At 56.3% G+C, this 21127-nt stretch carries 13 protein-coding genes; 7 read left to right on the forward strand and 6 right to left on the reverse strand.

What is annotated here, in order from left to right; translation table 11 throughout:
* The 6 genes from U9R25_06870 to U9R25_06895 form a co-directional block, all read right to left on the reverse strand.
* Nucleotides 1-127 (reverse strand): GTP-binding protein (locus U9R25_06870; protein ID MEA3335617.1); only part of this gene is annotated, 127 nt, incomplete at its 3' end.
* Between the two features lie 352 nt (nucleotides 128-479).
* Entirely contained in the window at nucleotides 480-2555 is a 2076-nt protein-coding gene (gene fusA / locus U9R25_06875) for an elongation factor G (GenBank protein ID MEA3335618.1), read from the reverse strand.
* A gap of 153 nt (nucleotides 2556-2708) precedes the next feature.
* Nucleotides 2709-3185 carry a 30S ribosomal protein S7 gene (gene rpsG / locus U9R25_06880; protein ID MEA3335619.1) on the reverse strand — a complete coding sequence of 159 codons (477 nt, stop codon included), beginning with the start codon at nucleotides 3183-3185 and terminating at the stop codon, nucleotides 2709-2711.
* Nucleotides 3186-3202: 17 nt separating this feature from the next.
* Nucleotides 3203-3622 carry a 30S ribosomal protein S12 gene (gene rpsL / locus U9R25_06885; protein ID MEA3335620.1) on the reverse strand — a complete coding sequence of 140 codons (420 nt, stop codon included), beginning with the start codon at nucleotides 3620-3622 and terminating at the stop codon, nucleotides 3203-3205.
* Nucleotides 3623-3889: 267 nt separating this feature from the next.
* On the reverse strand, nucleotides 3890-8440 hold the full coding sequence (locus U9R25_06890) for a DNA-directed RNA polymerase subunit beta' (GenBank protein ID MEA3335621.1): 4551 nt from the start codon (nucleotides 8438-8440) through the stop codon (nucleotides 3890-3892).
* 74 nt (nucleotides 8441-8514) lie between these two features.
* Nucleotides 8515-12576, reverse strand: a complete 4062-nt coding sequence (locus tag U9R25_06895) for a DNA-directed RNA polymerase subunit beta (protein MEA3335622.1) — start codon at nucleotides 12574-12576, stop codon at nucleotides 8515-8517.
* A 665-nt stretch (nucleotides 12577-13241) separates the two neighbouring features.
* Here U9R25_06895 and U9R25_06900 point away from each other — a divergent pair.
* The 7 genes from U9R25_06900 (at nucleotide 13242) to murD (ending at nucleotide 21109) form a co-directional block, all read left to right on the forward strand.
* On the forward strand, nucleotides 13242-13670 hold the full coding sequence (locus U9R25_06900) for a division/cell wall cluster transcriptional repressor MraZ (protein ID MEA3335623.1): 429 nt from the start codon (nucleotides 13242-13244) through the stop codon (nucleotides 13668-13670).
* Nucleotides 13671-13691: 21 nt separating this feature from the next.
* Complete coding sequence (gene rsmH / locus U9R25_06905) at nucleotides 13692-14729, forward strand: 16S rRNA (cytosine(1402)-N(4))-methyltransferase RsmH (protein ID MEA3335624.1); 1038 nt, start codon at nucleotides 13692-13694, stop codon at nucleotides 14727-14729.
* Between the two features lie 72 nt (nucleotides 14730-14801).
* On the forward strand, nucleotides 14802-15341 hold the full coding sequence (locus tag U9R25_06910; GenBank protein ID MEA3335625.1) for a hypothetical protein: 540 nt from the start codon (nucleotides 14802-14804) through the stop codon (nucleotides 15339-15341).
* 72 nt (nucleotides 15342-15413) lie between these two features.
* The gene (locus U9R25_06915; protein MEA3335626.1) at nucleotides 15414-17150 is read left to right on the forward strand and encodes a penicillin-binding protein 2; all 1737 of its coding nucleotides are present in this window, start codon (nucleotides 15414-15416) and stop codon (nucleotides 17148-17150) included.
* Nucleotides 17147-18595, forward strand: coding sequence for a UDP-N-acetylmuramoyl-tripeptide--D-alanyl-D-alanine ligase (gene murF, locus U9R25_06920; GenBank protein ID MEA3335627.1), 1449 nt, complete (start codon nucleotides 17147-17149; stop codon nucleotides 18593-18595). Before U9R25_06915 ends, murF begins: the two co-directional genes overlap by 4 nt.
* Nucleotides 18596-18600: 5 nt before the next feature.
* The gene (gene mraY, locus U9R25_06925) at nucleotides 18601-19605 is read left to right on the forward strand and encodes a phospho-N-acetylmuramoyl-pentapeptide-transferase (protein MEA3335628.1); all 1005 of its coding nucleotides are present in this window, start codon (nucleotides 18601-18603) and stop codon (nucleotides 19603-19605) included.
* A 19-nt stretch (nucleotides 19606-19624) separates the two neighbouring features.
* Entirely contained in the window at nucleotides 19625-21109 is a 1485-nt protein-coding gene (gene murD / locus U9R25_06930) for a UDP-N-acetylmuramoyl-L-alanine--D-glutamate ligase (GenBank protein ID MEA3335629.1), read from the forward strand.
* The last annotated feature ends 18 nt before the right edge of the window (nucleotides 21110-21127 follow it).

Below are 21127 nucleotides of genomic sequence, written 5' to 3' on the forward strand. Positions count from 1 at the left end.
CAGCCCACCCCTTCAGAGCGAGTGTCTTGGTGATGGCTGCCGTCAAGGTCGTCTTGCCGTGGTCAATGTGACCAATGGTACCAACGTTCACATGTGGCTTCGTCCGCTGGAATACCTCTTTGGACATCAGAATTCTCCTATTTTTGTACTGCTACCTGGCAATTATGATGACCCCGCTTCGTCGGTGGTCATCACGGCTTTGTTCCAGAATCAACGTGTCTTTTGGACACACAAAAACCCAGAGCATCCACGCGCAAGTGGCAACCCCAGGCTTATCCCGAGTAAATCCTTATGCGCTGGCACCCACCTGACGTGTTTAGGTCACGTTTCGGGCACCTAATGCCATCCGGGTCAGTCGCAATCACTCCGGTGGCAACCTATCGATTATAGCACAGACCAAATACAGTGCCAAATTTCGTATCGGTGTCATTCAGGTCGGTTGGGAGGCCGATTCTGCGGCTTTTCCTGCCCGACGCGACCTAATACGTGCCGCCAAAGATACGTTTGCGAACCTCGGGGGAAACCGAAGCATAATGGTCAAATTCCATCGAGAAGGTTCCGCGTCCCTGGGTACCAGATCGCAGGCTGGTAGCGTACCCAAACATTTCCGCTAATGGCACAAACGCCCGAATGGCCTGCAAACCCGACGAATGGGGCTCCATTCCTTCTATCTGGCCCCGCCGGGCGCCAAGTTCACCAATCACGTCACCGGTAGAAGTATCCGGTACCACGATTTCGACGGCCATGATCGGCTCAAGCAACACCGGGCCTGCCTTCCTCACACCCTCGCGAAGTGCCATGGATCCGGCGATCTTGAAGGCGAGTTCAGACGAGTCCACATCGTGGTACTTGCCATCAACCAGTTTGACCCTGATATCAACCAGGGGATAGCCACTTGAACCGCCACTCTCCAGCGCTTCCCGAACTCCCTGCTGGACCGAGGGTATGAACTCTCTGGGTATTGCGCCGCCGCGGATCTTGTCCTCGAATTCGAAGCCCGATCCCTGGGGTAATGGTTCCAATTCCAGCTTGACGACACCGTACTGGCCTCGACCTCCTGTCTGCCGGACGTATCGGGCCTCGCTTTCGACGGGCCGTCGGATGGTCTCGCGGTAGGCAACCTGAGGTCGACCGATATTGGCCCGAACGCCAAACTCGCGCAGCATGCGGTCGATCAAGACCTCCAGATGCAGTTCACCCATTCCCTCAATTAACGTCTGGCCGGTCTCTTCTTCATAGCGGACACGGAAGGTTGGATCTTCTTCGGCCAGACGTTGCAGCGACTGGCTGAGTTTGTCCTGATCAGCCTTGGTACGAGGCTCGATGGCGATTGAGATGACAGGCTCGGGAAAGGTAATTGTCTCCAGAATAATTGGTGCTTCGGGCGAACACAGGGTTTCCCCGGTGAAGGTGTGCTTCAGACCTCCAACAGCGGCAATATCCCCGGCGCCGACTTCGCTGATCTCTTCCCGCTGGTTGGCCCGCATGCGAACCAAATGGCCGATTCTCTCCTTGCGTTCCTTGTTGGCGTTCTGGTATCTTTTTCCCTTTGTCATAGTGCCGGAATAGATGCGCAGGTAGGCGAGCCTGCCCAAGTAGGGATCGGTAGCGATCTTGAAGCAAAGGGCGGCCAGGGGGCCGTCCGGATCGGGTGGCCTGGCTTCTTCCTTGCCTGTGAAGGGATTAGTTCCCACGATGGCAGGAATATCCAGAGGCGAAGGGAGATAATAGACAACGGCATCGAGCAATGGCTGCACCCCTTTGTTGCGCAGCGCCGTTCCACACAATACGGCCACCAACTCTGACTTGATTGTCGCATTCCTCAAGCTCGCCCGAATCTCGTCGGGCGTGATCTCCTCGCCCTCCAGGTATTTGAGCATCAGCTCATCATCGGTTTCCGCCAGCGCTTCGATTAACCGCTCCCGGTGCAGAGCCACATCGGACTCCATGTCCGCCGGCACCGGCACTTGCTCCGGCTTTGCCCCCAGTTTGTCGGAGAAAATCCATGCTTGTTCTTCAATGAGATCGACGGCTCCCTGGAACTGGTCTTCCCGACCGATCGGCAGTTGAATGGCGATTGGATTGGCGTTCAATCGTTCTCGGATCATATCGACGGTTCGCCAGAAGTTCGCGCCTACTCGATCCATCTTGTTGACAAAGCAGATGCGCGGTACCTTGTAGCGATCGGCCTGGCGCCAGACGGTTTCCGATTGGGGCTCGACTCCTGCGACGGCATCAAAGACCACGACACCGCCATCCAGCACTCGCAGGCTGCGCTGGACTTCGGCTGTGAAATCGATGTGCCCCGGTGTGTCGATGATATTTATCTGGTGATCACGCCAAACACTGGTGATCGCGGCAGCTGTAATAGTAATACCACGCTCACGTTCCTGTTCCATCCAGTCGGTGACCGTCGTGCCCTCGTCGACGTTGCCCAGGCGATAGGTACGACCAGAGTAGAACAGGATGCGTTCGGTGGTGGTCGTCTTGCCCGCGTCGATGTGGGCAATGATGCCGATATTCCGATAGCTGCTTAGCGGATTGGATTCAGACATGATTGAGTTGGTAACTCCGGCAGTGTTTCGGGACCAGAGTCGCTACTTCGTTACAATGAAGAACGGACAGCTGAACTCAGCCAGCCGCCCGTCAGGTTTTTACTTTCGATAGGGACAAAGTGGCCGCAAAAGTACGGCTATCTGTCGGCTGTCCTATTTTCTGCCCCAACGGTAATGTGCAAAAGCTCGATTTGCGTCGGCCATCCGGTGGGTGTCTTCCTTTTTCTTGATGGTCGCGCCCGTGTTGTTGGAAGCGTCCATAAGTTCACTGGCGAGCTTCTGCGCCATGGATTTGCCAGGCCGCCGCCGAGCGTTGCCGATCAGCCAGCGATGGGCCAGTGCCTGTCGCCGATTCGGAGCTACCTCGATGGGAATCTGATAGGTGGCGCCACCAACACGACGAGGTTTGACCTCGACCGTCGGCGAAGCATTCTGAACGGCCTGTTCAAATACCTCGATCGGCGGCTTTCCAGTTCGCTCGGCAATGATGTCAAAGGAACCATAGACCACGCGTTGGGCTGTACTCTTTTTGCCGTCAAACATGATGCGATTGATGAACTTGGCCAGCGCTGCATTGTTGTACTTGGCATCAGGCAAGATTTCCCTACGGGGAGCTCTATTGCGTCGCATGAACTACTTTTCTCCTGCTACTTCTTTGGGCGCTTAGCGCCATATTTTGAGCGTCCGCGTTTGCGATCCTCAACTCCGGTACTGTCCAAAGCACCACGAACGATGTGGTAGCGGACACCTGGAAGGTCCTTGACACGACCACCACGCACCAGCACCACGGAGTGCTCCTGAAGGCGATGTCCTTCACCAGGAATGTAAGCGGTCACTTCGATTCCGTTGGAGAGGCGCACGCGGGCGATCTTGCGCAGAGCCGAGTTGGGTTTTTTTGGTGTTGTCGTGCGTACCTGGGTGCATACGCCACGCTTCTGCGGACAACCCTTGGGCATCCTGCGGGTGCGAGATTTGATCGAGTTATGGGTGTAGCGAAGCGCAGGGGCCTTTTCCTTGGCCGGCTTTGGCTTGCGGCCCTTGCGAACGAGCTGATTTATGGTTGGCAAGGTCGTCTCCCTAAAATGTGTGTCTTCTGGCGTAACCCAGCATCTGACCGGTCAACTATCGGTTCTGCGATGCATTTTGATCACGCGTCTTTTGGTTGGGTAATCAATGCGGCATCTGTTCATTCGGAAACGAGCAGAATGCCGCCGGTTAACTGTATTAAATCACAAAGGTAGGCCGAACCGATGATCAGATTCGGCCTACGATCCATTATTCTAGCACAACTTAAGGGCTCGGTCAAATTGAACTTCTATATGATCCGAATTCCCTCAGTCAGCCGGCTTGTCGGGTAATTCTCCAAAGTCAGGAAGCTGCGAGAGCAGGCCAAGGGCCTCAGCCAGCTTGTCGTCCGTAATGGACAGAAGTTGCCCATCATCGCCGCCGTCGAGATCCTGTTCCATCGCCGCCGCTTCTTCAGCAGCCAGTTGGGCTTCTCTGGCTTCCTTTTCCTCCGCCAGCTTCGCTTGTCGAGCATGGAAACCGGTTCCGACCGGAATCAGTTTACCGATGATGACGTTTTCCTTGAGGCCGCGCAGGTGATCATACTTGCCCCTGACGGCGGCTTCGGTCAAGACCCGTGTCGTTTCCTGGAAGGAAGCGGCTGCCAGGAAGCTCTCGGTGTTCAACGAAGCTTTGGTTACACCAAGCAGCACAATTTCCGCCTGAGAAGGTTCACCCCCTTCGGCGATGATCTGGTTGTTGACATACTCGAAGATAAAGCGATCGATGAGTTCGCCGGGCAGAAATTCGCTGTCACCTGCCGAAAGCACCTGCACCTTTCGCAACATCTGGCGCACCACAACCTCGATATGTTTGTCGTGAATGCCAACACCTTGGGAGCGATATACCTTCTGGACTTCTTCCAAAAGATAAACCTGGCAAGCCTCCCGGCCCTGGATTCGCAGGACTTCCTTGGGATTCTTTGCACCCTCAGTTAGCTGAGTGCCCGCCGCGACCCAATCGCCCTGGTCGACCCGCAGCCTGGTTGATGGAGGAATCGCTTCACTCCACTCGTCTGTCTCTTCGCGTCGTATTGTGGCAATGATCGTGCCGTCATCCTGTTCTTCAAGGAAGACGGTGCCATCTGTAATGGCCAGTACTTCGTTGTCCTCACCGAAGCGTGCCAGCAATGTGCCATCCTGGACGCGATCCCCGTCTTTAACCACCAGCTCCGCGCCGGCAGGGATTTCAATCGTCTTGCGAATGAGACGGGAGTCGGTGACCTTGATCATCCGTTGCTCGCCGTCCCACGGGGCACTTACGATGCCGTCAATCTCACTGATCACAGCCTCGCCCTTGGGGTTACGAGCCTCAAAGAGCTCCTCAACACGGGGAAGACCCTGGGTGATATCCTCACCGCCGGCCACACCGCCTGTGTGGAAGGTTCGCAGCGTCAGCTGCGTGCCCGGTTCGCCGATGGACTGCGCTGCGATGGTGCCGACGGCTTCACCCAACTCTACCAACCACCCTCGACCGAGATCGCGGCCGTAGCAGTATTTGCAGAGCCCTACCTGGGTTTGACAGGTCAAGGGAGAGCGCACGAATGCTCGCTCGACGCCGGACGCCTCGATCAGGTCGACCTCGCTTTCCTCGATCATCTGGTTGCTCTCAACGATTACTTCACCGGTGTTGGGGTCACTGATCGGTGCTGCAGCCATACGACCAACAAGCCGTTCGCCGAGCTTCTCACCGATTTTTTGACTTTCAGCGGCGCTTATCCATATACCTGCAGTGGTTCCGCAGTCTTCCTCGGTGATGATGACATCCTGCGCCACATCCACCAGGCGTCGCGTGAGGTAGCCTGCATCAGCGGTGCGTAAGGCTGTGTCCGCCAAGCCCTTGCGAGCGCCATGGGTACTCAGGAAGTACTCCAGGGCTGTCAGGCCTTCCCGGAAGTTGGACCGGATCGGCAGTGGGATAATCCGGCCCGAGGGATCGGCCATGAGCCCTCGCATGCCCGCCAGCTGGCGAATAGGGGTAACGCCACCCTTGGTAGCGCCGCTGGTCGCCATGGCACCAATTCCCTCCAACGGATCGAGCTGCTCGCGGACTGCCTGTGTGATATCATCGGTGGCGCGGGTCCACAGTTCGACAACGCGGTTGTACTTTTCATCCTCTGTGATCAGGCCCCGGCGATATTGTCGTTCTGCCTGCTCTACCTCTTTGGCGGTGTTAACGAGGATGTCCGCTTTAATTTCTGGTACCTCGATATCACTGACAGCGATCGTGAAACCACTGCGGGTCGCGTAGCGGAAGCCCATCTCCTTGACAACGTCCACCATCTTGGCGGTTTCTTCCTGGCCAAGAAGGTCGTAGCACTCACCTACCAGGTTGTTGACCTGTTTCTTGTCCAGGACCTCATTGACGAAGTGCAGATTTTCCGGCAGTCCAAGGTTGAAGATCACCCGTCCTGGCGTGGTCTCGATGAGCCGATCCTTTGGCCACCTGGCAGCCGAGTAGCCATGCGAGCGTAACTGGTGTTTCAGCTCCTCCAGGCCCTTGGCACCGAATCCACTGATTTCATCGGTCAAAGCGCTATCGCTCTTTTGCGCGAGGGCATCCAGCGCCTGTCCGACGGTGGAAATGCCGCCGCTCTCGAGAGCATCCAGCACGCGAGAACTCAGTTCGATGGTATCGAGGCCGACCTCGTCCAGCGGCGTCGTGAAGCGAGTTTTGATGCTGGCCCGAAGATCGACGATGCCAAGGCTTTGGGCCATCAACACCTCGTCAAAATCTGCAAAAACTTTGCCCTCACCCCTGGCTCCCGGCATGACAGTCGTCAGGTAATAGACGCCTAAAACCATGTCCTTGGAGGGGCCGACGATCGGTTCGCCGCTGGCAGGCTTAAGCAAGTTGCGGGTTGAGAGCATCAGCTCGCGCGCCTCACGCACTGCCATCTCGGAGAGAGGCACGTGAACGGCCATCTGGTCGCCATCGAAGTCGGCGTTGAAGGCCGTACAGGCCAGCGGATGAAGCTGGATGGCGTTACCTTCGATCAGCACTACCTCGAAGGCCTGAATGCCCAACCGGTGCAGGGTTGGTGCGCGGTTCAACAGAACCGGCCTTTCTCTGGTAATATCATCCAGCACATCCCAAACGGCCGGGTCGACGCGATCGACCATGCGTTTGGCGCTCTTGATATTGTGGGCATGGTTGAATTCCACCAGCCGTCGCATGACGAAGGGTTTGAACAGCTCCAGAGCCATCTTTTTGGGAAGGCCGCACTGGTGAAGCTGCAGATCAGGACCGATCACAATGACCGAGCGACCCGAGTAGTCAACGCGCTTGCCCAACAGATTGCGGCGGAAGCGCCCTTGTTTTCCCTTCAGCATATCAGATAACGACTTCAGTTTCCGTTTGCCGCTGCGGCTTACCGCGCGGCCCCGGCGGCCGTTGTCAATGAGACTATCTACGGCTTCCTGCAACATGCGTTTTTCGTTGCGCACGATTACGTCAGGAGCACCCAACTCCAGGAGCCTGCGCAACCGATTGTTTCGGTTGATCACTCGACGGTACAGGTCGTTCAGGTCCGAGGTCGCAAACCGGCCGCCGTCCAATTGGACCATGGGGCGCAGGTCTGGCGGAATGACAGGCAACATTGTCAGGATCATCCACTCGGGCCGGTTGCCCGACTTCCGGAAGGCCTCAACGACGCGCAACTGTTTGGCGGCTTTCTTTCGGCGCTGCTTGGACCGGCTGGTTTTAATCTCCTGGCGCAGTTCCTTGCCCATCTTCTCCAGGTTCATGCGTGAAACGATATCAAGAACCGCCTCGGCACCCATGCCCGCTCGGAAAACATTTCCCCAGCTGTCGGCCAGTTCCTGATAACGGGACTCGGTCAACAATTGCCGCTCCTGAATCGACTTGAGCTCCGCGAGCTCCTCTTCCATGGAGGTTCGCAGGGCGTCGGCCTGGACATCCCTGGTTTCCTGGATATCCATAATCTCCTGATCGGCGGTATTGCGCACAAGGTCACGCTTGCCTGCAGTACGTTCCTGCAGCAAGGCTCGCTCGTCGGAAATTTCGGCGTCGATTTCACTTAGTTGTTCCTGGGCAGCTTCGTTGACCATGTCCAGGTGGGAATGCTCCACCGTCTTCCCGCCCTGAACGATAGGCGAGTCGGTCCAGGAGAGCTGAATCGTTTCCTCCGCGGTTTTGCCCATCCGGTTCTCCAGCTGGGTGGTCACGTTACGTGTTTCCGTGATGACCGCGTTCGATTCTTGCTCGAGACGCTCGGCCAATTCTGCCAGGTCTTTCTCTTCTTCCTCGTCCAGGGTGGCAATGGCAGCGTCGCGGCGTTGCTCGATCTCAAGGATCTGGCTGTCGATCTCGCTGTCTAACCGGGTCAGACGCATCGCCAGATCTTTTTCCTGACGTTGGAGGACCCGATTTCGCTGGTCTTCATCGACATAAGTAATGATGTATTGGGCGAAGTAGAGAACGCGCTCCAGGTTGCGCGGCGAGATGTCCAGCAGTAGTCCAAGGCGACTGGGGACCCCCTTGACATACCAGATATGGCTGACAGGGCTGGCCAGATCGATGTGGCCCATGCGCTCGCGGCGCACTCTGCTGGGAGCCACTTCGACACCGCACTTGTCGCACGTAATTCCCTTGTATCGTACTCGCTTGTACTTTCCGCAGTAGCATTCCCAGTCCTTGGTGGGCCCGAAGATGCGCTCACAGAACAAACCATCTCGTTCCGGACGCAGAGTGCGATAGTTGATGGTCTCCGGCTTGGTAACCTCGCCAAAGCTCCAATCCTTGATCTGTTCAGGCGAAGCCAGAGAGATTCGAATGGCATCAAAATCGTTAACTTCCACTTTTCACCTCTTGAATATGGTAGGGCGGTCTGGGCGAAAACTGCACGTTGTGCGAATCTTCGCTGAACGCCTTTCTACCTGCCGGCCATCGGGCCAGGAACACTAATGCTGAAGCCCAGTTTGGGTAATTGCTCTTCGCTGTCATCCTTGCCAAAATGGATGACCTCTTCCTTTTCATTGATGACGTCCACCGCCAGCCCCATGGACTGCAGCTCCTTGACCAGGACCCGGAAGGATTCCGGCACACCGGGTGAGGAGATGGGTTCGCCCTTGACGATAGCCTCATAGGTCTTGACGCGGCCGGTAACATCGTCCGACTTGACCGTCAGCATTTCCTGAAGCGTATAGGCCGCGCCGTAAGCTTCCAGGGCCCAAACTTCCATCTCACCGAATCGCTGACCACCGAATTGAGCCTTTCCACCTAAGGGCTGCTGGGTCACGAGCGAATAGGGGCCTGTCGAACGAGCGTGTACTTTGTCTTCGACCAAGTGGGCTAACTTGAGCATATTGATGACACCTACGGAAACCGGGCGGTCATAGAGTTCACCAGATTTACCGTCGTAGAGCAACATCTTGCCGGCGGTGGGCAGGCTTTGGTTCTTTGCCAGAGCCGCTTCAACGGCCTCTTGCTCCACTTGCTCGTCACTGAGGTTGGAAATTCGTTCCATTTCCTCATAGACGGCTTCCTTTTCCGTCTCAGACTCTGGTACCTCAGCGTACCAGATGCGATCGTTGGTCTCCGCCGGTTCCTCGTCCTCGCTCGCAACTTCGACTTCGATATCGGTTTCGGCATCGAGGTCGGTTTCTGCTTCTTCATCAAGTTCCGGTTCAGCTTCGTCAAAGACCGCCATTCGCATCTCGTCGCGCCTGGTCTGCTTCAACCATTCCCGCAGGCAGACCCGACGGGCGTTTTCGTTGATCCGCTCGCGCTCTTCCGGTGACAAGGCCTCATAGTCATCGGACATGATATCGTCGGGATCATATTCCTGAGGCTCTTCGGCCAACCACTCCCGCAGCAAGGCATTGCGCGCATAGGATTCGTCGAAGTAGACAAGTTCGGGGTCATAGCCACGCTCACCAAGCTCCTCACTCAGGTAAAGAGAACGAATCTCGATGTCGTCAAGCAGTTCTTCGGGATCGATCTCTTTCTCTTCGGCCCAGGCCCAGGCTCGTTTGGATGCCTTCTCCCATGCACGGCTCATGAGCCACGCGCGTGCTAACTCCGCCTCGATCTCATCCTCGCGCGCGCCGTCAAAGACAGGGGTTTCGGCGGAGAATCCCAGTTCCTGCGCTGCCCAGCCCAGGTGGGTTTCCAGCACCTGTCCGATATTCATTCGGGCCGGTACACCCAGGGGATTGAGGATCATATCGACCGGGGTTCCATCTTCCAGGAAGGGCATGTCCTCAACCGGTACGATCCTGGAGATGACACCCTTGTTGCCGTGGCGGCCGGCCATCTTGTCCCCTTCGCTGATTTTGCGCTGCTGCGCCACCATTACCCGCACCATTTTTTCCACGCCCGAGGGCAGGTCGCGATGATCCTCTCTGCTGAAGACTTTGATGTCGACCACCTTGCCCTTTTCTCCGTGGGGCAGGCGCAGGCTGGAGTCTTTGACTTCCCTTGCCTTTTCCCCGAAGATCGCTCGGAGAAGTTTTTCCTCAGGGGTTAGCTCGGTTTCACCCTTGGGCGTGATCTTGCCAACCAGAATGTCGCCAGGGCCGACCTCGGCACCGATTCGGATGATGCCGTCCTCGTCCAGATCCTTCAGGGCATCCTCGCCTACATTGGGAATATCTCGGGTTATTTCCTCGGCGCCCAACTTGGTATCCCGGGCCTCTGTCTCGTGTTTTTCGATATGAATGGAGCTAAAACGATCATTCTGAACCAACCGTTCGGAGATCAGGATAGCATCTTCGTAGTTGCCACCTTCCCAGCTCAAAAATGCAACCAATATGTTCTGGCCCAAGGCCAACTCGCCCCGGTCGGTCGAACTGGAGTCTGCCAGTACCGTGTCCGTTTCAACCACATCGCCCTTGAAGATGATCGGTCGCTGGTCGATGCACGTCGACTGGTTGGACCGGTTGAACTTGCGCAGCTCGTAGCTGCGGCGCGTCCCATCCTCCTCCAGAATGGTAATCTCGTTGCTGGTCACTCCAACGACCTCGCCAGCGTTCTTGGCCAGAACTACGTGGCCACTGTCCATGGCGGCTCGCCTTTCCATGCCGGTCCCGACAATAGGGGCTTCCGGTTTAAGCAGCGGCACCGCCTGGCGCTGCATGTTGGATCCCATCAGGGCGCGATTGGCATCGTCGTGTTCCAGGAAGGGGATCAAGGAGGCCGAGATACTCACAATCTGTTGGGGCGAAACGTCCATATAGTCGATATGTTCGGGTGTTTCGAAAAGAAAGTCCTGGCTGTGCCGTGCCGACACGCGGGAGGATTCGAACTGACCTTGCTCGTCCAGCTTGGCGCTTGCCTGGGCAATGGAGTGACGGTCTTCTTCATCTGCTGTCAGAAAGATGATGTCGCTGCTTGATTTTGGAATGATCTTATAGGGACGTAACGCCCCTTCAGGCAGCGTATCGGTCACCAGAGCTACAACATCTTCGTCGATTACGGTGCCAGCCGGCACGAGGGTCTCGCGAGTGGTCGGATCGACGACGGCTTCTGCCAGGGTTGTACCGACGGCATGGGGCAATGTCAGATCCACCTCGTGAAGCACTCGGCGATAAGGGGTTTCGATGAACCCATACTCGTTGATCTGGCCATAGCTGGCCAAAGAGCCGATCAGGCCAATATTGGGACCTTCCGGTGTTTCGATGGGACAGATACGGCCGTAGTGGCTATGGTGGACGTCGCGAACGTCGAAACCGGCTCGCTCGCGTCGCAGGCCACCAGGGCCCAGGGCGCTCAGGCGACGTTTGTGGGTAAGCTCAGCCAGCGGATTGGTTTGATCCATAAACTGGCTCAACTGGCTGCCACCGAAAAACTCCCGAGTCGCTGCGACGACAGGCCGGATGTTGATCAGCGACAGTGGTGTAATCTGTTCGGGATCGCGAATGGACATCCGCTCACGAACGACGCGCTCCATGCGCAGTAAGCCGATGCGAATCTGGTTCTGAATCAGTTCACCGACGGTCTTGACCCGGCGATTTCCGAGATGATCAATGTCATCGGCCGTATCGATGCCGTTGTTGATCTTGATCATGTGCTCGATGACCTTTTGCAGGTCCAGGTTGGTGAGCGTACGCTGACTCAGGGGCACGTCGTTCATGAGGTCGAGCCTGCGATTTAGTTTGTAACGCCCAACCTTTCCCAGGTCATAACGCCGGGGTTCAAAAATCAGGTTTTGCAGGAACTTCTCGGCGTTATCAAGGGTTGGAGGGTCACCCGGTCGTAGTTTCTTGTAGAATTCAAGCAGCGCCTCATCCCGTGTCCGCAGGTTAACGGGCTCTTTTTCAATGGTTGCAGCCACGTAAGGGTGCTCCGGCATGGTGTCGACATCTTCGAAGAGTTGGAAGATTTCGTCATCATTGCCATAACCGATTGCTCGCAAAAGAACCGTGACCGGCAGTTTGCGTTTGCGATCAATCTTGACTGTGAGGATATCCCGTCGGGATGTCTCAAACTCCAGCCAGGCGCCCCGGCTGGGAATCAGTTTCGCCATACACAGGTCGCGTCCGGTAGTGCGGTCCTCATCAACTGTGAAGTACACACCAGGGGAGCGGATGAGTTGGCTGACAACCACGCGTTCCGCACCATTAATAATGAAGGTGCCTGCGTCGGTCATGAGGGGGAAGTCACCCATGAAGACTTCCTGCTCAGTGATCTCGCCGGTGTCATGGTTGCGTAGCTGAACTTTGACAAACAGCGGTGCTGAAAAGGTGATATCCCGCTCGCGACACTGTTTTTCTGTATATTTGGGTTCGCCAAACCAAAAATCGCCAAAATGCAGTTCGAGGTTTTTGTTAAAACTTACAATCGGAGAAATCTCGCTGAAGAGATCCTTGAGCCCCTCGCTCTTGAACCAGGCAAATGAATCCAATTGGATTTCTGTCAACCTGGGCAAGGGCTGAGCGGTGGGGATGCGAGCATAGCTTTTGCGATCGATGCCGTACTTGGAAGCCAAGGTCATACCTCCGGTGTCTAATGCACTGCTTGTACTGGGCAGTGAGGCCTAATAAAAAAGAGTGGGTCACCTGTTTTTCTGACCAAGAAAGCCAGGCCGTTCATTTACGTATGCACAGACAACGCGTGCAATAGGAAACGAACGAATTCCTGGCTTGGATGTTGTTAGTGTTGTCTCTTGTCACACTTCTAAACGCGCCAAATGCCCACCACCAATCGATAGCCTGACCCGCAGGTCCGGCCATTGGACATGGGCCTCTGTTCTGTTGTGGAACTTACTGTTTTGGTGAGATGATGCCAGTTGAGACTCGCTATTTGTGAAAGCGATTTTTCCGCAAGCTCAAATTCTATCACGAAATGGCGTGTTTGTCAAGTCCCAATTTTCCGGGATTCCAGGTGTCGCGCAGGGCCTCTTTCGCAGTGCTTTTCGATCGATCTTGCTCGCGTAACCTTAAAATTGGCAGTCAGGTCAATCGGATTGCCAAAATCACGCTTGCCAAATCACGGAAATGGTGATAAGATGGCAGGAAGTGGAGGATTGTGGGAGAAAGTGGGGCATTGGTCCAGACTTTCAATCAGAATCGTAGAGGCAGTGGGACAAGTTGGAGATCATCTGTTCTAATCCTGATTCCGTCCCTGAGCATTTCTGAGGCTAGAGGTTGTAGTGGCGCTATGTTGATCGGTCAGTTTGAGCATTCCCTGGATACAAAAGGCAGGTTGACCTTGCCGTCTGGCTTGGCTGGGCAGCTGGCGGCCGGTGTTGTGCTTACCAGTGGACTGGAGGGTTGCATCTACCTGTTTCCTGCCGCGGAATTCGAAAAACTCAGTGGCCGTATCCGTGAACTCCCTTTTACTGACACCCGGGCTCGTAAGCTGCGCCGTCGCCTCTTTCCCCAGGCGCACGCTGTAGACCCGGATAAACAACGCCGTATCCTGATTCCTCAATGGTTACGCGATCATGCCGGCATCACCGACAGGGTGTTGATCGCCGGCATGGATATCTATGCGGAACTCTGGGCACCCGATGCATGGCGGGAACAGAGTGAGTACTTGTCTGATGAATTGACCGACGAGGAATACTTCGCCGGTCTGGATGTATGATTTCCGGAGCAGGACAGCGTCATGGCATCTTTACCGGCGTTGCCCAACGCTCCACAACCAACCTCTGAGTCGACTGGTACCAGTTCGACTCACACATCTGTGATGCCACAGGAGGTTCTTGACTTCCTGGGGCCCCGTCCCGACGGGGTCTACATCGACGCCACGGCTGGTGGCGGTGGTCACTCAGAGGCGATATTGCTTGCTTCGTCCTCGGGTGACTCGCTTTCCCTGGCTGTGGACCCTGCAACCCCTGTGGGTGGCCGGGTCTTGAGTATAGACGCAGACCCGGCAGCAGTCAAGCGTGTCAGCCAGCGATTACAACGATTCGATCGACGGACCGTTGTGGTCCATTCTAACTTTCGTCATCTTTCAAGGGTGGCTATCCAGCAAGGGTTTGCCCGCGTAGATGGCATTCTGTTAGATCTGGGGCTATCCAGTTTTCAGCTCGGCGACCCTGAGCGCGGTTTCGCTCTCATGGCTGACGGTCCCCTGGATATGCGTTTTGATCCTGAACAGGATGTTTCGGCAGCCGATCTTGTCAACAGGCTGGATGAGAAGGCCCTGGCGGACTTGATCTACCACTATGGAGAGGAACGATACTCAAGGCGGATTGCCAGAGCAATCATTGCAGCCCGTCCATTATATACCACCGGCGAATTGGCAGCGGTGATCGGAAATACGATTGCCCGGCGCGAAAGGATTCACCCGGCAACGCGGACTTTCCAGGCATTGCGAATCGCCGTCAATGAGGAACTGGCTGTGCTGTCGGATGTCCTGCCTCAGGCGGTGAAGCTGCTGCGCCCCGGTGGGCACCTCGTGGTGATATCCTTTCATTCATTGGAGGATCGCATTGTAAAAAACTTTTTTCGGCGCGAGGCAACCGATTGTATCTGTCCTAAAGAAGTGATTATTTGTGAATGTGGTCACCGGGCAAGCTTGCGCGTCCTGACCAAAAAGCCTCTGCGCCCAAGTCAAAACGAGGTGACCGTCAACCCTCGTAGTCGAAGTGCCAGACTCCGCGCTGCGGAGAAACTACCCGATTCCATCCCGGATCGTTAGGTCGACCCTTTTTGATCGTTTGGTTTCGCTGCTGCGCACCTGCCAACACCTGCGTTAGGAAGGAATGCTACCGTGATAGAACGGACGGTACTGCCCAGAATCCGGCCCACCGCTCCCTCATCGTCGGCCCTGCAGTCTCAGGATGAGAAGCCCCCAAGGATATCCCGTGAGACCCTGCAGTACGGGGGCGTTTTCCTGGGAATCGCGCTGGTAACCCTGATCCTGTTTCTGTACGTGTTGCCCAGCAGCCAGATGAGTGCCGCTGAAGCTCGAATTACCGAACTCAAGGAAGAAAAAGCCTCGTTGCAACGCATGAATGCCGATGTTATCAGATCGATCACCCAATATTCCGAACAGAAGGTGCTGGAACAGCGCGCGCGCAAACTGGGCATGGGTCCCCCTCACAACGCTGTCTATCTGCACCTGCTCGCAGAGGGATCTGCCGGCAAGGTCGCCCACCAGGAAGGTGCAACGATCGAGTCGCCGAAGGTGTCCGAAAAAGCAGGCGAGCGCAATTGGCTGGCCAACCTCGACGTGACGGGCTGGCTCGAATCGGTGAGACTGGCGGGCTCGGACCTGGTCGACGAGATCGAGGCGAAGGTTTTCCCATAGACGACCGCTGGCTGCAAGCCAGCAGTCGTGCGAGTTCCCGAAGCTCAAAGTGTCGTAGAATAGGCAAATTTCATGGCAGGACGCGATGATCATCCACAAGTGCGTATCGCTATTATCGCTTTTGCGCTCTTTCTCGGTTTCCTGGTTCTGATGGTGCAGTTGGTGCGCTGGGCGGTGGTGCAACCAAGTCCCCTGGGTCGGGGTTCCGAACCCCATGAACAGGCCCTGGTTGCCGCTGGTCGAGGTGAACAGCGAGGCATGATCGTCGACCGTTTTGGTGAACCCTTGGCCTTCGATACCTTCCGATGGGAGATTTGGGTCGAACCCCGGCTCGTACATGATGAGGAAATCGAGGAGCTGGCTGACAAATTGGTCGAAACGATGGGTCCTGCTCTTGAGATGGACCGCGCAGAGCTGGTCACGATCCTGGCTCAGCAGGGCGCGGGAACGTTTACGTTGACCAGGGAAGCTCCCGAAATGGTCGGTGAAGACATCACCGCCTGGCATCGACTTGATGTGGGTACAAGACCGATTCCCACCCGCTATTATCCGCAAGGGTCAATGGCAGCGCATGTGCTTGGCTTTGTCAACGGTGAACCCCGCGCCTATTACGGCGTCGAGGAGGAGTACGATTCCTTTCTAACCAGCTTGGAAACATCTTTTTTCCGTTCAGACCCCGGCGTGCAGGCAGCCTACAGCGATCTACCTGATCGATGGCAACGATATCTGCCATCTCCGGTCGGCCAGGACCTGGTCCTCACGATCGACCGGCGTATGCAGTATGAAGTCGAAAGGACCCTGGGTGAAGCGATCGGTACTTATAACGCCGTGTCCGGAACCATCATTGTGATGGATCCTGAAACGGGCGAAATCAAGGCGATGGCGAGTCTTCCGTCATACGATCCCAACCATTTCGGCCGCGCAACCAACACGGTCCTGGCCAATCCGGCGATTACCAGCCAATATGAACCTGGCTCCATTTTCAAGATTATCACGATTGCGTCCGGAATCGACGCCGGAATCATAACACCCGATTCTGTCCTGACCGACATTCAGAAGCTTGAGGTCGGCGGGCGAACAATCATGAATTCCGACCGGATGAGCCATGGCGAGGTTTCGATCTGGACTGTGCTCTCGAAATCCTTGAACGTACCCACAGCCAAAGTGGCACTCGAGTTGGGCGAATCTCGGTTCTACCAGTACGTGCGACGTTTCGGTTTTGGGCAATTGACCGAAGTGGATCTTGCCAACGAAATCGCCGGTACCGTCAAGGTTCCTGGCGACACCCTGTGGTCGGAGTCCGACCTGGCAACCAATGCCTTCGGGCAAGGGCTGGCGGCAACGCCATTGCAGATGGCAACTGCCGCTGCGGCCATCGCCAACGACGGGGTGCTGGTGCAGCCTCACATCGTCGACAGCATGGTTTTCCAGGGACGGGTTATGCGACCATCGGAGGGATCGGAGCAAAGGGTAATCAAAGCCGACAGTGCCAAAGCCATGATCGATTTGATGGTGAATGTGGTCGAAGAGGGTGTTCCCCTGGCTGCTGTGCCCGGGTATACTGTTGCAGGAAAGACCGGGACGGCACAGGTTGCCATTGAAGGTGGTTATCATCCCACGGCGACAGTGCATTCTTTTGTCGGATTTGCCCCTGCCTATGATCCGGAATTTGTGGTTTTGGTGAAGCTGGATAGGCCCACCACCAATCCCTGGTCAATGCAAACAGCAGCACCCACCTTCTCGCGAGTTGTCAAAAAACTTCTGCACATGGCACACGTTCCGCCCGAGCAGGTCGCTAACAAACCATGATGCTTTCCCTGGAGGATGTGTGGCAGGCCCTGAGCGGCCAAACCTTTCCCTTCGAAGATAGTCGCTTCAAGCAGGGTTTGACCTCAGTGGTGATTGACAGCCGTCTTGCCGAACCTGGAAGCCTGTTCGTAGCACTGCATGGTGAGCGCACCGATGGCCACAAATACGTTGCCCATGCCGTCAGCCGCGGTGCCATCGCTGCCCTCGTAGAGGCATCAGTTGATCTCAATTGCGCGCTTATCGATCCACAACAGCCCGAGTCCGTGTCACCGATCGCAGCCGAGCAGGCCATCTGTATCAAGGTGGATAATACCCTGGAGGCGCTACAGCAGATTGCAGGCTATTGGCGAAACCGTTTTTCACCTGTCGTGGTTGGTGTGACTGGCAGTGTCGGCAAGACCTCGACCAAGGAAATCATCGCTGCCGTTCTTTCCCGCCGCTACGTAACCGGGAAGAGCCGTGGGAACCTTAACAACGAAATAGGTGTGCCCTTGACGCTGCTGGAGATGGATGATCGTTACGAGTATATGGTGCTCGAGATGGGCATGTACGATGTGGGCGAGATCGCCGATCTGTGCCGAATCGCCAAACCGTCTATCGGCGTAGTCACCAATGTGGGTCCAGTCCATCTGGAGCGGGCGGGATCGATCGAGCGGATTGCCCAGGGCAAGACCGAACTTGTGGAAACTCTCCCTCCGAACGGCTGGGCCATCCTGAATGCCGATGATCCATTGGTCAGCGCGATGGTGGAAAAGACGAATGCCAGACCATTCTTTTATGGGTTGACGGACGATGCCGACCTGTGGGCCGATTCTATCGAGAGTGAGGGGCTGGACGGGATCCGTTTTCGTTTTCACTATGGAAAGGATGTACTGCACGTCCGAGTACCCTTGATTGGGCGTCACAGCGTTCACACGGCCCTGCGGGCCGCGGCGGTTGGGCTCGTGGCTGGCTTGAGTTGGGAGGAAATCGTCTCCGGGCTTCAGGATAGCGATGTTCAGCTTCGGCTGGTTGTTGCCCGCGGCCTTCATGGCGCCACTCTTTTGGATGACACCTACAATGCCAGCCCCGCGTCGACCCTGGCGGCGCTGAATCTTTTGGCCGACCTTGATGTCGGCCATGGCCGCCGCATTGGCGTTCTGGGCGATATGTTGGAGCTTGGCAGCTATGAAGAGGAGGGGCATCGCCTGGTAGGTGCCAGGGCGGCTGACGTGGTCGATGCCCTGATTACGATCGGCAGCCGGGCCAGGTGGATTGCCGAAGAGGCGGTAGCAGCCGGACTGGTGAAATCCCAGGTCAGGCGGGTGCACGGCATTCCGGCGGCTGTGGCTTTGCTGAGAGAGATGATCGGCCCCGGGGATGTCGTACTTGTGAAGGGTTCCCGAGGATCTTCCATGGATGAGATCGTAAGCGCTCTCAGCCTGCCGCGAGACGAGGAGCAATAGGGCCCGTGGCTTATTCCTTGACGCTGGGCACCATTACCTTTTTCCTGGCCGTGATCTGGGGCCGGCCCCTGATCAACTGGCTGACGCGCAATGGCATGGGCAAGAAGATTCGCGTCGAGGAACCTGGCGCTCATCAGCTCAAGATGGGCACACCTACCATGGGTGGGCTGATGATCATTATCCCAGTGGTGATTATCACGGGTGTCCTCAACATTGCGAATCTGCTTGGCTTCACGTTTATCGGCCGATCCATACTGATACCTCTGTTCGCCCTGATATCTTTTGGCATTCTGGGATTGATCGACGATCTGGAGGGTGTCCGGGATGTAGGCGTACATGGTGAGGGCATCATGGCGCGCAGCAAGGCGGGTTGGCAATTCGTTTTAGCATTGATCCTGGCGCTGGTTCTGTTTCTGAGCCCGACCGAATTGAGGAGCGTGGCAATACCGGGCATTGACGAGAAGATACCTATCGGCTGGCTGTACGTACCTCTCACCATGTTCGTCATTGTTGGCGCGTCGAACGCTGTCAATTTGACAGATGGTCTGGACGGTCTGGCCGGTTCGCTGGCTGCGGTGGCTTTCGCCTGTTATGGAGTCATTGCCAATCTGCAGGGTCAGGTTTGGCTGTCGGCCTTCTGTTTCACCATGGTTGGTGCTCTGTTGGCCTTTCTCTGGTTCAATGTCCATCCGGCCGACCTTTTTATGGGCGATGTTGGTGCATTGTCGATCGGCGCAACTCTGGCTGTTATCGCGTTCATGACGGGACAGTGGTTGTTGTTGCCAATTGTCGGCGCGATGTTCGTTGCCGAAGCCCTCTCGGTCATCATTCAGGTGGGCTGGTTCAAGATCACAAAGCGTCGCTACGGAGAGGGTCGACGAGTGTTAAAGATGAGCCCCTTGCACTACCATTTCGAACTTCTGGGATGGAGCGAGACACAGGTAATGCAACGGTTCTTTCTCTGTGGAATTCTGGCTGGCATGCTCGGCGTGGCTTTGGCGCTCATTTAATTGTTTATTTCATTTCATAATGGAGTCTTTCGCCGGCAAGCGGGTCGTCATTCTGGGTCTGGCCCGTCAGGGAACCGCACTGGCAACGTTCTTTCACAGCCGCGGTGCCCAAGTGACGATCAGCGATCTTGCCTCGCCCGACCAGTTGGCTGAACCGCTGGCAGCCCTGGCCGGAACCGATGTGCGCCTGGTTTTGGGCGATCATCCGCCCTCCCTTTTGAACGGCTGCCACATGCTCTGTCTCAGCGGCGGCGTGCCACCTCAGATATCATTGGTTCGGGCGGCGCGCCGGCAGGGCATTCGGCTCAGTAACGATGCTCTGTTGACAATTGCCGGGAGTCCGGCGCCAACCGTTGGCATTACCGGCTCAAGTGGCAAAACGACAACGACGACTCTGGTGGGTCTTATGCTGGAAGCCAGTGGTTTGAAGGCTCCCGTTGATGGTCGTCGGCACAGCGGGCCAGGTGCCCACCGGGCCCATGTATGGGTGGGCGGTAACATCGGAATCCCGCTGATCGACCGGCTGGATCAGGCGGAGCGAAACGATATTCTCGTGTTGGAACTATCCAGCTTTCAACTGGAGCTATTTGACGAGATGGCAGGCGGAAGTTCATTGAGCCCCCACATTGCGACGGTCTTGAACGTGACACCAAATCACCTGGATCGACACCCGTCGATGGCCAATTATACAGCCTGTAAGGCCAATATTCTTCGCTGGCAGCACGCAGATGATGTTGCGGTGTTGGGCAGCGACAATGAAATTACAGGAAGGTGGCTACGGGAATTGCAGGTGACCATCGAGGCCGGCCAGGGGCAGCAGGCCCTGAACTTTGCCATCGAGGGTCAAATCGTGGGCTTCGGCTTCCAGCGCAACGCATCCGACGGCTGCTGGCTGGACGGAGAACAGTTGATGTGGCAGTACCAGGGGCAGGAGCATCCTGTCGTTGATGTAACCGATATTGGGCTTCCAGGCCGCCATAACGTTCTCAACGTCATGGCGGCGTGCGCCACAGCAGGCGCTGCCGGTGCATCGTCCGAGGCGATGCGCAAGGTGGCACGTACCTTTGCCGGCGTTCCTCACCGTCTTGAATTGGTCCGCGAGGCCAATGGCGTCGTCTGGATCAACGATTCTATTGCCACCACCCCGGAGCGTGCGGCGGCAGCACTGCACAGCTTCGATCAGCCGATCATTCTCTTAGCTGGTGGCCGCGACAAAAAACTCTCCTGGACCGGGTTTTCCAGCCTGGTTCTCCAGAAAGTAAAACACCTGATTCTGTTTGGCGAAGCGGCCGGCCTGATTTGGGAGTCGGTTGTCCATGCCAGACCTGAACCAGATATCGAGATCGTTCGGTGCGAGAACCTGGCCGATGCCGTTGAGGAAGCAGCCCGGGTAGCCAGGCCAGGTGACCTGGTGTTGTTATCTCCAGGCGGCACAAGTTACGATGCCTACAGAGATTTCGAGGCGAGAGGTAACCACTATCGCCGGTTGGTGGCAGCTCTTTAGGCAGGCGGTCAGAACTAC

The organism is Chloroflexota bacterium (assembly GCA_034717495.1).
Classification (GTDB): domain Bacteria; phylum Chloroflexota; class Anaerolineae; order JAAEKA01; family JAAEKA01; genus JAYELL01.

What these genes read in the sequence shown, in the direction of transcription:
- murD (MEA3335629.1), top strand. Translation starts at nt 19,625, where the DNA reads ATGGAGTCTTTCGCCGGCAAGCGGGTCGTCATTCTGGGTCTGGCCCGT.
- U9R25_06915 (MEA3335626.1), top strand. Translation starts at nt 15,414, where the DNA reads ATGGCAGGACGCGATGATCATCCACAAGTGCGTATCGCTATTATCGCT.
- rsmH (MEA3335624.1), top strand. Translation starts at nt 13,692, where the DNA reads ATGGCATCTTTACCGGCGTTGCCCAACGCTCCACAACCAACCTCTGAG.
- U9R25_06900 (MEA3335623.1), top strand. Translation starts at nt 13,242, where the DNA reads ATGTTGATCGGTCAGTTTGAGCATTCCCTGGATACAAAAGGCAGGTTG.
- U9R25_06895 (MEA3335622.1), bottom strand. Translation starts at nt 12,576, where the DNA reads ATGACCTTGGCTTCCAAGTACGGCATCGATCGCAAAAGCTATGCTCGC.
- murF (MEA3335627.1), top strand. Translation starts at nt 17,147, where the DNA reads ATGATGCTTTCCCTGGAGGATGTGTGGCAGGCCCTGAGCGGCCAAACC.
- fusA (MEA3335618.1), bottom strand. Translation starts at nt 2,555, where the DNA reads ATGTCTGAATCCAATCCGCTAAGCAGCTATCGGAATATCGGCATCATT.
- rpsG (MEA3335619.1), bottom strand. Translation starts at nt 3,185, where the DNA reads ATGCGACGCAATAGAGCTCCCCGTAGGGAAATCTTGCCTGATGCCAAG.